Origin of the sequence: Cellulosimicrobium composti (assembly GCF_009711085.1) — a bacterium.
Taxonomy (GTDB): Bacteria; Actinomycetota; Actinomycetes; order Actinomycetales; family Cellulomonadaceae; genus Cellulosimicrobium; species Cellulosimicrobium composti.
The window spans coordinates 1-12,086 of the sequence record NZ_WMKA01000072.1 but is presented as its reverse complement, the minus strand read 5'-3'; the positions used below and the strand labels follow the sequence as shown (position 1 = coordinate 12,086).

The window sequence follows — 12,086 nt, the reverse complement described above, 5'->3', positions numbered from 1 at the left end:
CGTCGGCGTCCCGCCCGCCGTGGCACCGGGCCACGTCGCTGGCCCCGGCCCGGCCGTCCCGACCGGGGCGGGCGTCCCGCCGACGCCGCGGCGCGGGCCGTCGCGGACGGTCGTCGCGCTCGCCGTCGGGCTCGTGTGCCTCGCGGTGGGCGGCGGTGCGGGCTTCGCCGCGGGCGTCGCGACCGACGCCGGGGGGCCGTCGTGGCGTGGCTGGACGAGCCGGCGTACTCCGACGACTGGACGGACGACGGCTGGACCGACGACTGGTCCGACGGCGGCTGGGAGGGCTCGGGGACGCGCCAGGACCCCTGGCTCTTCGACGGCTACACCGTGGGCGGGGACGAGTGGGAGGTCCTGCTCGAGGAGCCCTACGAGGCGACCGCGGAGATCCTCGCGCACGACGACGTCAACGTCCCGCCGCCGGACGGCACGGAGTACTGGATCGTGCCCGTGACCGCGATCTACTACGGCCCGAGCTCGCAGGTCAGCGCCTGGGGTGCCGTCGACGTGGGCTTCGTCGGCGACGACGGCGTGCACGTCGACGGGCAGTGCGGCGCCGTGCCGCACGCGCTCGTGGGCACCGGCCTCATCGGGACCGACGACACCGTGACGGGCAACGTGTGCGTCGCGGTGCCCGCGGGAGCGCCCGGGCTCTGGACGCTCTCCCTCGAGGGCTACCAGCGGTGGTACTTCAAGGCCACCGACCCGCTCGCCGGCTGACGGGCTCCCCGCGCCGCCCTCACCCGAGGGCGTGCACGAAGTCCGAGCGGCGCGCCGCGAACCACGCCTCGTTCTCGCGGATGCGGTCGCCGACGCCGTCGTCCCACATGCGCTGCCAGCCCCCGCCGCGCGTCTGCGCCGCGTGCCGCATCGCGTACCAGGAGCGCGCGAACCGCTGCGCGAGCACGTCGAGCAGCGCGAGCCGCTCGGACCGGTCGAGCCCGTACGCCTCCGTGAGGACGCGCGCACGCCGCGGCGCGTCGAGGTCGCGCAGCACGTCGGGGCGCGCCTCGGGCGGCGCGACCGGCGCCCAGTAGAGCAGCGTCGTCGCGACGTCGAGCAGCCGGGTCGTCGGGCCCGCGAGGTCGAAGTCGATCACGCCGACGAGCCGGTGCGGCCCGTCCGGGTCGTCCCCCGCCGGGACGAACAGGGCGTTCTCGACCGTGACGTCGTTGTGGCCGACGACGTCCGGCTCGTCGAACACGTCCGGCACCTCGCGGAACTGCGGACGCTCGCGCCACGCGACGCCGTCGGGCAGGACGACGTCACGCGACACCTCGTGCAGCGCGCGCTGCCACTCGCCGAGCTGCACGAGCACGTCCTCCGCCGTCGCCCACGCGTGCGGCGGCCGCCCGCCCATCTCGCCGGGCAGGAACGTCACGACCTCCCGGCCGTCGTCGTCGATCCCGAGGAACCGCGGCGCGCGCTCGAAGCCCGCGCGCTCGAGATGCAGCAGGTACGCCTCGACGGCGGGGCTGTGCGGCCCACGGGGGCGGCGGACGGTGCCGCCCCGGCGGACGACGCCGTCCGAGACGTCACCCCCGAGCAGCGGGACCTCGACGTCGTCCGCGTCGTCGCGGTACGGGAGCAGATCGGTCATACCCGACACCCTCGCACGTGCGGCGGTCCCTGACCAACGACGAGCGGCGTGGCGCCCTCCTCGGCGTAGAGCTCCGCGGTCGCGCGCCGCAACCGCTCGGAGTCGTTGGACGAGGGGGGTCGAAGAGGTTCCCGGTGGTGTCCTCGGTCGAACCTGCGGGTACGCGTTCGCCGATCACCCTGCGGTGGGCAGGCAACAGCACGCAGAGCGCGTGCGGGTGGGGCCCCTCGGCCGGGTGATCAGTCGAGGGATCGGCCCGGAGCTCCATCACGCACCTCCGGTCGCCTCGCGGGAGCAGGTCCCGACCAGCACAGGCGCCGTCGGGCGGCTCGACGTCGTCGTGAGGTGGCTCATGCCGCGTAGCGCGGTGCCATCGACTCCATCTGCTGCATGACGAGGACGATCGCCTCCGGCTGCTTGTCCGGGGGGTACTTGTGCTTGATGAGCAGCCTCTTGATCGAGGACCTGAGCTTGGCCTTCACGTCGTCGCGCACGGTCCAGTCGGTCTTGACGTCCCGGCGCAGGACGGCGACGAGGTCCCGTGCGATCTGGGCGAGGACGTCATCACCCTGCACGTCCACGGCCGACTCGTTCGTCGCGACCGCATCGTAGAAGGCGAGCTCGTCGCGGTTCAGCGGCGGCTCGAACCGCTGCCCACGCGACTCCTCCGCGGCGACCTCCTTCGCCATCTCGACGAGCGCGGCGATGACCTCGGCCGACGTGAGGTTGGAGTTCACGTACTTCGTCATGATCGACTGCAGACGCTCCGAGAAGACCTGTTGCCGAGCGAGGTTGCCGCGCGTGAGCCGTCGCGCCTCCTCGGTGACGAGCTTGCGCAGCGCCTCGATCGTGAGCTGGGGGTTGGGGGCGGCCTGGGCGGCGGCGAGGAAGTCGTCGTCGATCCGGTCGAGCCGCGGCTGCGGGAGCCCCGCGGCCGCGTAGACGTCGACGACCTTGCCCGAGACGACGGCGGTCGCCATGAGCTGGTTGAGGAGCCGCTGCACGTCGTCGGGCACGGGTTCGCCCCGCGCCTGGCGCTCCTCGGCGTCGAGCTTGCCCATCCACACCCGGACCTGCTCGTAGAAGCGCGCGTCATCGGCCAGGCCCGCGACCGCCTCCGACCGGCCGGCGATCGCCCAGGCGCGGGCGAGCGCCGCCGCGCGACGGCGGAACTCGGCTCCGCGCGTCTCCTCGCCCTCCGACGTGGCGACGTTCCCCGGCGTGCGCGGATCGCGCAGCCAGGCGACGGTCGTGAGGACGGTGTCGAGGTACGCCCGGCGCGAGCCGGCCGCGAGCGCCGACGTGAGTCGCGAGCGCCACCCCGACGGGTCGACGAGATCCCCGAGGCGGGCGATCAGGTCGGCGACGACCTCGGCCGCGTCGTCGACGGTGCGTCCGACGGGTCGGGCCCCCTGGTCCCGGACCGTGTACTCGGCGAGCGCGGCGCGGAGATTCTCGGCGATGGGCGCCGAGGCGACGAGCAGGCCGGCGTTCTTGCCCCGGAAGGTGCGGTTGACGCGTGCGAGCGTCTGCATGAGCAGGGCGCCCCGCATCGGCCGGTCGAGGTAGAGCGTGTGCAGCGGGGGTGAGTCGTACCCCGTGAGCATCATGTCCTTGACGATGACGATCTCGAGCTCGTCGTCGGGGTCCTTGAGCCGCTTCTTCACGACGGCGTTCTCCGAGTCGCGGCGCACGTGGTTCGCGACCGGAGGCTGGTCGGTGGCCGTGCCGGAAAAGACCACCTTGATCCGGCCGGCGTGCAGGTCATCGGAGTGCCAGTCAGGCTTCAGCGCGACGATCTCGTCGTAGAGGCGCGCGCAGATGTCGCGCGTCGCCGCGACGACCAGCGCCTTGCCCGGTGCGCCGTCGGGGTCCGAGGAGGCACGCACGAGCTCTTCCATCGCGTCGCGGCGCCGCTCCCAGTGCTGCACGAGGTCGGCAGCGAGCTCGCGCAGTCGCGCCGGCGCGCCGTAGACGGCGTTCACCACGGCGACCGACTTCTCGATGCGGTCCCGCTCGACGTCGTCGAGACCGGCGGTCGCCTCGTCCGCCGCTGCGTCGATCGTCTCGGCGTCGAGGCCTTCGGCGAATGCGACCTTGACGAGCCTCGGCTCGAAGTACACGGGCACCGTCGCGCCGTCCTCGACCGCACGCGTGAGGTCGTACACGTCGATGACGTCGCCGAAGACCTTCTCGGTGTTTCGGTCGGCCGTAGAGATCGGCGTCCCGGTGAAGGCGATGAGCGTCGCGTTCGGCAGCGCGTTCTTCAGGTGCCACGCGTAGCCGTCGAGGTCGTCGTAGTGCGACCGGTGCGCCTCGTCGACGACGAGGATCACGTTGCGTCGCTCCGACAGCACGGGGTGCTTGGCGCCGGTGTTCTTCTCGTCCGCGGTCAGCCCGAACTTCTGCAGCGTGGTGAAGTAGATCCCGCCAGTCGTGCGTGACGCGAGCTCGTCACGCAGCTCGGCACGTCGCCTGATCTGCCGCGGGGCCTCGGTGAGCAGCCGCGAGCGTGCGAACGTCTCGTAGAGCTGCCCGTCGAGCTCGGTGCGGTCGGTGACGACGACGATCGTCGGGTTCGACAGCTTCGGGTGCCGGGCCACGTGCGCGGCGTAGAGCTCCATCTCCATGGACTTTCCGGAGCCTTGTGTGTGCCAGACGACGCCCGCACGACCGTCGGTCTCGACGGCCCGGATCGTCGCCTCGAGCGCCCTGCTCACGGCGAAGTACTGGTGGGGCTTGGCGACCCGCTTCGTCAGTCCGCCCTCGTCCTCGTCGAACGCGACGAACCCACGGAGGAGCTGGACGAACCGCTCGGGGTTGAACAGCCCGTCGAGCATGATCTCGAGCGGAGAGGCGAGAGGCACCTCGCCCTCGGCGACGTCGTCCGTGATCCCGTCGACGGCACGCCCGTCCCGGTCGGCGGCCTCGTCGGCGTCGGTGACCGCGGGGACGGGCGTCCCCGTCGGCCCGACCACGCGCCCGTCGTCGTCCACGTTCCACGGCGAGTAGTGGTTGAGCGGCGTGAACGGCGTGCCGTACTTCGCGACGATCCCGTCGCTGATCACGGTGAGCACGCACGCGCGGAACGCCATGGGCAGCTCGCGCACGTACGTGGTGAGCTGCGCGTGCGCGGCGGCGACGTCTGCCCGCGCGCTGCCGGCGTCCTTGAGCTCCATGACCACCACTGGCAGCCCGTTGAGGTAGAGGACGATGTCGAACCTGCGCTCGACGTCGCCGTCGACCACGCGGACCTGGTTGACCGCGAGCCACTCGTTCTCGTCCTCGCGGGACGAGACGAGGCGGATGGTCGGGGTCTGCTGACGCCCGTCCTCGACGTAGGTGATGCCGCGGTACCCGTCCACCAGGACGTCGTGGACGCGCTTGTTCTCCGTGATGGCGTCCTGCGAGGTCGGGCGCAGGATCTCGACGAGCGCCTGCTCGAGGTAGTCCCGCGGGACGTCGGGGTTGAGGCGTCGCAGCGCGGCACGCACCCGCGAGGGGATCACGATCTCGTCCCAGGACTCTCGCTGCGGCAGCGGCTCGCCACCCGTCGCGTACCCGGGGTGCCCGACGGCGGACGCCGCGCCGGGCGCGATCGCCGGCCCGTCGAGGTGCTGCCAGCCGATCCCGGCGAGGTGGTCGAGCGCGAGGTGCTCCCACTCGGCTTCGTTGCTGCGCACTGTTCCTCCGTGGCATCGGTGCCGGCCGGGTGCTGGTCACTGGTCGGCTGGTCACTGGGTCGGCTGGTCGTGAGACTACTGGCGGCCGGTGCCCGACCGCGCTCCCGAGCATGCCGTGGCGGCGCGCGCGTCGTGCAGCGTGACGCGATACGGGGTGGTATCGGTGTGCCGCGCGTTGCCCGGACCACGGACGCTGCGAGCTGTGGAGGAAGAACTCGCTCGCTGCGCGCCGACGACTCCTGTGGACAACCGGATCGCTCGGGCCACGCCCTTCCATCCTGGGCGGATGACGACCCCACCCGACACTGTCCGCCCCGGCGACCGGCTCCCCGACGACGAGTCCCTGCTCGCCTGGGCACGGTTCCTCCACCAGCAGGTCGACGCTCGAAAGGTCTCCCTGTGGATCACGTTCCTCGACGCCGACGACCGCACCCTGCCGGTCGTCGTCCCGATCGACGACGTCCCGACCTCGCCGGACGACGAGATCGTGACGAACCTCGTCGGCGTGCTGAGCGACGTGCTCGACGACCAGGCACCCGGTGGCAGCGCGGTCCTCATGCTCGAACGTCCCGGGACGGATGCGGTGACCGCCGGGGACGGCCGGTGGTTCTCCGCGCTGCACGCCTGCGCGGCCCGGTGCGGTGTCCGGCTTCGCGGCGTCTTTCTTGCGACGGGACGTCGCGTGCGACCGTTGACACCGGACGACGTCGGCGACTGAACGCCTACCCGGCGACCTCGATCGGGTACCTGCGCCGCAGGACGACGCGCTGCACGAGGGTCCACGTCACCGTGACCAGCAGGTACAGCCCGGCCGCGAGCGGCACGAAGCACGCGATGACGGCCGTGAGGAACTGCAGCGCACCGAGGGCGTTCTGCATCCCCGGCCCGGCGAGGGGGTTGGGCATGTCGCCTCCGGGCGCGACGGCCGTCGCAGCGGTCGCGCGCGGGACGGCCAGTCGACCGCCGGGAAGAGACGCCCGACGAGTGAGCTCTGCCACGAGCGCGATGGCGAGCACGACTATCCCGGCGACGGCGAGGGTGGGCACCGCTGCGGCTCCGGCGCCGAGCGATCCCACGAGGCTCGACCCGAGCGGCACCCCGAAGAGGTCGTGCCCGAGCAGCTCGTTGTCGTGCCCGGCGATCTGCGCGTGCAGGAACAGCGCGTACACGACGCCGACGACGGGTGCCTGGGCGAGCATCGGCAGGCAGCCGGCCAGCGGCGTCGTGCCCTCCTCGGCGTAGAGGTCGCGCATCGCGCGCTGCAGCTTCTCGGGATCCTTCCGGTGGCGCCGCTGGAGCTCGGCGAGGCGCGGGGCGAGACGGGCACGGTCGCGCTCGGCCTTGGCCTGGGAGACGCCCACGGGGACGAGCACGGCCCGCACGGCGAGGGTCAGCAGGACGACGGCGACCGCGGAGGCCGCGGTCCCGGCGAGGGGTTCGAGCAGGTGGGCGAGGCCCATGAGGGCGCGGTAGGCAGTGTCGAGCACCGCCGCGACGGGCGGGAGGTCGAGCAGGTTCATGGTGGTGGTGTCCTCGGTCGAACGTGTGGTGGACGCGTTCGCCGATCACCCCGCGCTCAGCGGGCAGCAGCACGCCGCGACGGTGCACGGGTGCGGACGATGAGCCTCGGCCGGGGTGATCAGCCGAGGAGAAGACCGGGCGCCCTGGGCCGAGCGCTTCCCGGCGCGTCGGGGTCGCTCTGGGTCACGGCCGGGCCGGTGTCGACCGCGTCTCGCAGCCGATCCACCGGGCGCGCGGCAGTGCCGACCACGAGCGGCGTCCCCCACCGCGCGGTCGCCGCGGCGACCGCCGCGACGAGCGTCGCGGCACCGAGGAGCAAGAGCGTGGCAGTGAGGGTCTGCGTCCCGAGCAGGAGCACGAGCGACGAGGCGATGTCGCGCAGGACGGGCAGCACGTCGGTCATCTCACACCTCCGGTCGGGCTCGCGCGGGCGGGGCCAGATCAGCATAGGCCGCGCCGCACGCCGTCCTCCGCTCGGCGGGCGCGAAGGCCCCTGCTCACCGTCCACGACATGGTCGACGCTCCCGCTGGGCGAACTTGCCCCTTCCGCGCCAATCTGCATCGCATCTGATTCATTCGACGCGTAGTCTGATGCTGAATCAGAAATGATTCGATCCTGACCGCCGAACGGAATGAATCAGATATGAGCACAACGATGCCGTGGTTCCGCGCGCGGACCGCGGACGCTCTGGGCTCGGCCGTGCGCCGCGCCCGGCAGGTTGCCGTGCTGTCGCAGGACGAGCTCGCTCGTCGCGCGGCGACGTCGAGGCCCACCGTCTCGCGCCTTGAACGGGGCTCGGCCGTCGCGACCTCGACCCTGCTCGACGTCGCAGCGACGTGTGGCTACGAGCTCGTCCTCGTCCCTCGGGGTGCGAGGCTCACCGTCACCACGGGCACGAGCGACGGCGAGTCGTGAGCGCCACGCCCGACGTCCTCGCCGTGCGCCTGCGCGGTGACCTGATCGGCGAAGTACGACGCCTACGGAACGGACGCCTGCGTCTGCAGTTCTCGGACGACGCGCTCCACCGCTGGGGCGAGGGCAGCCGGCCGCTCTCTTTGTCGCTCCCGCTGACCCCGCGTCGGCTCGACGGACCCGAGGTGCATCGGTTCCTGGACAACCTGCTCCCCGAAGGACCGGTGCGAGCTGCGCTCGAGCGGGAGCACGACGTCGCCCCCTCGGACACGTTCGGCCTCCTCGCCCGGGTCGGGGCCGAGTGCGCCGGAGCCGTGCAGCTCACCCCGGAGGGAACCACGCTCGACCACGGGTACCTCCGACCCCTGGACGACGCCGAGTTCGTACGGCTCGTGTCCGAGCTGCCGACGCTCGATCCACCGGACGACCTCACCGTGACCGCGTCGCTCGGTGGGGTGCAGGCGAAGGTGCTGCTGCACCGCACCGAGTCGGGCTGGGCGTGGCCCGCGGACGGCGCGCTCTCGACGCACATCGTCAAGCCCGATCCCCTCGGCGGAACCGGGATCAACGGCCTGGTGCGCCTCGAGCACTGGACGCTGCGCCTCGCCCGGGCGAGCGGTGTCCCGGCCGCTCGGAGCGAGCTGATCGCGGTCGACGGGCGGGACGTGATCGTCGTCGAGCGGTACGACCGCACGGGCGGGCGACGAACGCATCAGGAGGACCTCGCTCAGGCGCTCGGTCTCGCCGCTCAGGACAAGTACGAGCCGTCCGGACGGTCGCCGGGACGACTCGCGAGCGTCGCACGCACGGCCTCGGCCGAGGCGGTCGACCCCGCGGCCCTCCGCCACGACCTGCTCCGGCTCGTCACCTTCAACACGATCGTCGGCAACGGCGACGCGCACGCGAAGAACTACTCGCTGCTCGTCGACACCGAGGCGTCGTACAGCGTCGCGCCGCTGTACGACGCCGCGCCGGTCTACCTCGTCTCGTCCGCGTACCGGCACTCGGGGCTCGCCGTCGCAGGCCGGAACCGGCTCGACCTCGTCACGGGTGCACTTCTGGTCGAGGAAGCGGTGTCATGGGGAATGGGACGCGCGACGGCGGTGGAGACCATCGCCTCGATAGCGGACGCCGTTCTGCACGGCCTCGATGCAGTCCCGACCGATGTCCCACACGCCCAGGTTCCGGAACGCGTTGCCGAGAGGGCGACCGCGGTCGCCAGATCGGCGATGGGAAGTCCCCCCAATTCAGCGTGACCATCGACGGGGCGTGTCCGTACGGTGTCCGTACGGGTTGAGTCCTGGGGGAGATCATGGCGACCGCACGCCAGACAAAGAACCGACGCATCGAGGTCCGCGCCACCGAACGCCAGGAAGCGCTGGTCCGGCAGGCTGCGGCCGCAAGCAGTCAGACCATCGCCAGCTTCGTCCTCTCGTCCGCGGTCGAGCGGGCGGAGCGCGTGCCCGCCAAGCGTCGATGGTTCACCGGGCCGCCCGGCGAGCACCAGGCGCTTCTCCGGCTCCTCGACGAGCCGCTCCCCTCGACCGTCGCGTTCGAGAAGCTCTGGTCGCGTCCGTCGCCGTTCCGGCAGCCGTTCACACCGAACGCTCAATGAGCGAAGAGTCCCTTGAACCTCCGCGTCGCCCGCGGCGGGACGACGACCGGGAAGCCTTCGAGGGCGGCGCGAGCGAGCTGGACGACTGGTTCCAGCCGATGCACCTGGTTCTCCCGATGAAGGAGATCCGGAGAAGCCTGCGGAATCCGGCGCCGTGAGCGACGCTCACACGGGCTCGCCCCAAGCGCCCAGTGCCTAGGAGTGCACGACGAACCGCACCACTCGTCGAGGTAGGTCTGCGTGACCCGGGCGTCGGTCCAGACCCTCGCGACCGGCCCTAAGGCGAACCTCGGACGACACCCCCGGGCGACCCGTCGAACGGCTGGTCCTTGGCCCACCAGAGGAAGTCCGCCGCGTGCTGCTGGTTCTCGAACCCGTCGCCGACGAGTGCCCGCAGGAGAGTGTTGCTCCACACGATGAGCCGACCGATGGTCCAGGTGACGCGGTGCGGGTCCGGCAGCTCGACGCCCCAGATCGCGCGCGCGACCTCGACCTTCCCGGCCGTGCCGGTGTACTTGAGGATCGTCAGGTACTCGTCGGGGTGGACGATGCACAGCACCTTGGTCAGCAGCGCCTCCTTGAACCCCTTCATCCCGAGGGACGTGGTGTCGTCGATCAGCTGCGTCAGCCGGTCCTCGAGCGGGGTGGACTCCGGGCCGCGGAGCAGGTGCTCGACGGCCGTGCGCACCTGCGCGGCGGCCGCGTCGTCGCCGATCCGGTTCCACTCGGTGTTGAACACGGACATGTTGCCCGGGTTCGCCCCGACGGACAGGTTCGCGAAGTCCTTGAGGTCCTGGGGCGCTGCCGTCGGCAGACCTTCAGCACTGAAGATGCGCTGGTACTTCGCCCAGAACGGCGCCACGGCAGGGTCAGGTGTCGGGCTGCCCGCGAGGTACGTGACCTTGAGCCTCCGCGCATGCTCGACCCGTTCCGGTGCGACGTCCTCGGGGCTCGGGAAGGTCGTCCGCAGCTCGTCGAACGTCGGCAACGGCCTCGGGCGCGTCGGCGTGCTCGCCGTCCCACGCACCCACGTGTGCCCGCACTCGACACAGCTGACCCGACGGCGCCCGTCCGACAGGACGTCGAGCAGGTCGACGTCGTCGGACCCGCACGTGCTGCACACGAGGTCGGCGATCACGGCTGCACCTCCGACGGACCAGGAGGCAACCGCCCCGCGGCGAGGAAGCGCTCGGCCGCTGTCAAGTCCTCGACGACGGCGAGACCTTCGCCGTCGCTGACCAGCCGGACCTCGCCGACGGAGTCGGCACCTCCGGCGGTGCTGTCGATCATCGGTGTCCCCTTCCGAGGGTCGGGAGGCCGCCGCGGGACTCGCGGGCGCGGAAGACCGTGTCGTCGAGGTCCTCGCCGGCCGGGCCGTCCTCGAGGTCGAGGATTGCGCGCTCGCGGAACCGCGCCTCTCGACGCTCGAGATAGGTCGGGCGGTCCTCGTCCGTCTCGTCCTGGGCACGACGGCGCGGCGTCTCTGCGAGTGCGTCTGGGGCAGCCGTGCCCGACGGCGGAGCGTCCGTGCGCGCGGTGCCTCGCCTCGCGGTGCGGCGCGGGCCGGGGCAGACGGCAGTGCTGCTCGCGTCCAGGTGCGGCGGCCACGACCCGTCCGGGTTCGCGGCGAGTACGCGTCCGCACGTCGGGCACCCCCGGCGTGCGGACAACGCGGGCACGGGCGTGCTGGACCCCGGCGGCACGTGAGGCGCCGTCATAGCCCTGCCATCTCGGCCGCCTCGCGCACTCTGAGCTTCCCCGACATGAGCTGTGGCAGCAGCGTGTCTCGAAGAGCGGTGAGGGTGCTCGACTCGCGCAGAGCGCTGGCGATCCGGCTCTCGAGTGCTCGCACCTCCAACTCGAGCGCCTCCGGGTCGATGCCATCAGCCAGCCGAGGCAGCTCGAGCGAGTGTAGTTGCGCGCGGTTGATCGATCCGAAGACCGTTCCCTCCGCCTCGTAAGGCGCCCACGCCTCGGGGACGTGCTTGAGGAGGTGGAAGAGCGTGCTCTGATGTGCACTCCTCGACCGAACCGCCGCGAGCCCACGACCGATACAAAGACGTTCGTTTGCCAGGTTCACCTCGCCGACGGGCGCTCGAACGCTGACGAGAACGTCTCCCTCGTCCGCAGTCCGCGTCGGGGCCGTCGTCCACACGCGACGGGAGGGAAACCGCGTCCCGAAGTCCCGAACTCCCTGGTAGAACACCAGACCATCACCGGACTCGTTGAGCGTCGCTCCCGTCGGCGACGACCCCATCTTGATGATGGCCAGCTCATCAAGCCGGATCGAAGCTGAAGTATCGAGCGCTCGACGCACGGTGGCGGCGGCGAGATCATCCGCGATGGCGGCCAGGCGGGTGTTGGCCGCGATCTTGTCATCAAGCGCGCCGAGCACAGCTGCGACAGCACGCTGTTCGTCAAGGCTCGGGAGACGGAACGTGAAGTTCGCCATCTGGACTGCGTTGAGCGTTGGCTGCGCCGCTCCTGAGCGAAACCCTTTGACGTATTGACGCCAGGTCGGGGACTGAAGCTGGTAACCGACAAACTCTGGGACGGCCCGACTCCGATTCACTCGAAACCTCACCAAGTACCCGGCGAAGACTGCGTAACCCGCGTCTCGGACGGTGGCGGCGTTCCCGACGCCGTTGCCGAGACGGGAGACGAGAATGTCCCCGTCAGCGAGCGTGTATTTGGGCGCTTCCTTCCAACTCAAGTCAGAGAGGTGTTCTCACCAGGACGGATGAGGTGACCAGC

General features: G+C 71.4%; 12 protein-coding genes. 5 read left to right on the top strand and 7 right to left on the bottom strand.

Going from position 1 to position 12,086, the window contains the following annotated elements:
* The first annotated feature begins 201 nt into the window (after positions 1-201).
* Entirely contained in the window at positions 202-720 is a 519-nt protein-coding gene (locus GJV82_RS18360; RefSeq protein WP_155100215.1) for a hypothetical protein, read from the top strand.
* 19 nt (positions 721-739) lie between these two features.
* Here the strand turns inward: GJV82_RS18360 and GJV82_RS18355 are convergent, their stop codons facing one another.
* Entirely contained in the window at positions 740-1,600 is an 861-nt protein-coding gene (locus tag GJV82_RS18355; RefSeq protein WP_024841062.1) for an aminoglycoside phosphotransferase family protein, read from the bottom strand.
* Positions 1,601-1,950: 350 nt separating this feature from the next.
* Positions 1,951-5,283 (bottom strand): type I restriction endonuclease subunit R, encoded by a 3,333-nt coding sequence (locus tag GJV82_RS18350; RefSeq protein ID WP_318657817.1) that lies wholly within the window; start codon positions 5,281-5,283, stop codon positions 1,951-1,953.
* Between the two features lie 286 nt (positions 5,284-5,569).
* Between GJV82_RS18350 and GJV82_RS18345 the strand changes: the two genes are divergently transcribed.
* Positions 5,570-6,001 (top strand): hypothetical protein, encoded by a 432-nt coding sequence (locus tag GJV82_RS18345; protein ID WP_155100214.1) that lies wholly within the window; start codon positions 5,570-5,572, stop codon positions 5,999-6,001.
* Positions 6,002-6,005: 4 nt separating this feature from the next.
* Here the strand turns inward: GJV82_RS18345 and GJV82_RS18340 are convergent, their stop codons facing one another.
* A complete protein-coding gene (locus GJV82_RS18340; protein WP_155100213.1) occupies positions 6,006-6,803 on the bottom strand; it encodes a YidC/Oxa1 family membrane protein insertase in 798 nt (265 codons plus the stop codon).
* A 119-nt stretch (positions 6,804-6,922) separates the two neighbouring features.
* Complete coding sequence (locus GJV82_RS18335; RefSeq protein WP_155100212.1) at positions 6,923-7,207, bottom strand: DUF6412 domain-containing protein; 285 nt, start codon at positions 7,205-7,207, stop codon at positions 6,923-6,925.
* A gap of 240 nt (positions 7,208-7,447) precedes the next feature.
* Here GJV82_RS18335 and GJV82_RS18330 point away from each other — a divergent pair, with 240 nt between their 5' ends.
* The 3 genes from GJV82_RS18330 to GJV82_RS18320 are packed head-to-tail and all read left to right on the top strand — an operon-like array spanning position 7,448 to position 9,332.
* Complete coding sequence (locus GJV82_RS18330; RefSeq protein ID WP_225873484.1) at positions 7,448-7,720, top strand: helix-turn-helix domain-containing protein; 273 nt, start codon at positions 7,448-7,450, stop codon at positions 7,718-7,720.
* Positions 7,717-8,973 (top strand): type II toxin-antitoxin system HipA family toxin, encoded by a 1,257-nt coding sequence (locus tag GJV82_RS18325; RefSeq protein ID WP_155100211.1) that lies wholly within the window; start codon positions 7,717-7,719, stop codon positions 8,971-8,973. Before GJV82_RS18330 ends, GJV82_RS18325 begins: the two co-directional genes overlap by 4 nt.
* Positions 8,974-9,029: 56 nt before the next feature.
* Positions 9,030-9,332 carry a type II toxin-antitoxin system TacA family antitoxin gene (locus GJV82_RS18320; RefSeq protein ID WP_155100210.1) on the top strand — a complete coding sequence of 101 codons (303 nt, stop codon included), beginning with the start codon at positions 9,030-9,032 and terminating at the stop codon, positions 9,330-9,332.
* 277 nt (positions 9,333-9,609) lie between these two features.
* Here GJV82_RS18320 and GJV82_RS18315 read toward each other — a convergent pair whose 3' ends face one another.
* The 3 genes from GJV82_RS18315 to GJV82_RS18305 form a co-directional block, all read right to left on the bottom strand.
* Complete coding sequence (locus GJV82_RS18315; protein ID WP_318657816.1) at positions 9,610-10,470, bottom strand: hypothetical protein; 861 nt, start codon at positions 10,468-10,470, stop codon at positions 9,610-9,612.
* On the bottom strand, positions 10,467-10,622 hold the full coding sequence (locus tag GJV82_RS18310; RefSeq protein WP_155100209.1) for a hypothetical protein: 156 nt from the start codon (positions 10,620-10,622) through the stop codon (positions 10,467-10,469). The genes GJV82_RS18315 and GJV82_RS18310 overlap by 4 nt, the downstream gene beginning before the upstream one ends.
* A 424-nt stretch (positions 10,623-11,046) precedes the next feature.
* Positions 11,047-12,045 (bottom strand): restriction endonuclease subunit S, encoded by a 999-nt coding sequence (locus GJV82_RS18305; RefSeq protein WP_155100208.1) that lies wholly within the window; start codon positions 12,043-12,045, stop codon positions 11,047-11,049.
* Positions 12,046-12,086: the final 41 nt, after the last annotated feature.

Coding starts and splice junctions, on each gene's coding strand:
- GJV82_RS18355 (WP_024841062.1), bottom strand. CDS start 1,600: ATGACCGATCTGCTCCCGTACCGCGACGACGCGGACGACGTCGAGGTC.
- GJV82_RS18345 (WP_155100214.1), top strand. CDS start 5,570: ATGACGACCCCACCCGACACTGTCCGCCCCGGCGACCGGCTCCCCGAC.
- GJV82_RS18340 (WP_155100213.1), bottom strand. CDS start 6,803: ATGAACCTGCTCGACCTCCCGCCCGTCGCGGCGGTGCTCGACACTGCC.
- GJV82_RS18335 (WP_155100212.1), bottom strand. CDS start 7,207: ATGACCGACGTGCTGCCCGTCCTGCGCGACATCGCCTCGTCGCTCGTG.
- GJV82_RS18330 (WP_225873484.1), top strand. CDS start 7,448: ATGAGCACAACGATGCCGTGGTTCCGCGCGCGGACCGCGGACGCTCTG.
- GJV82_RS18320 (WP_155100210.1), top strand. CDS start 9,030: ATGGCGACCGCACGCCAGACAAAGAACCGACGCATCGAGGTCCGCGCC.
- GJV82_RS18310 (WP_155100209.1), bottom strand. CDS start 10,622: ATGATCGACAGCACCGCCGGAGGTGCCGACTCCGTCGGCGAGGTCCGG.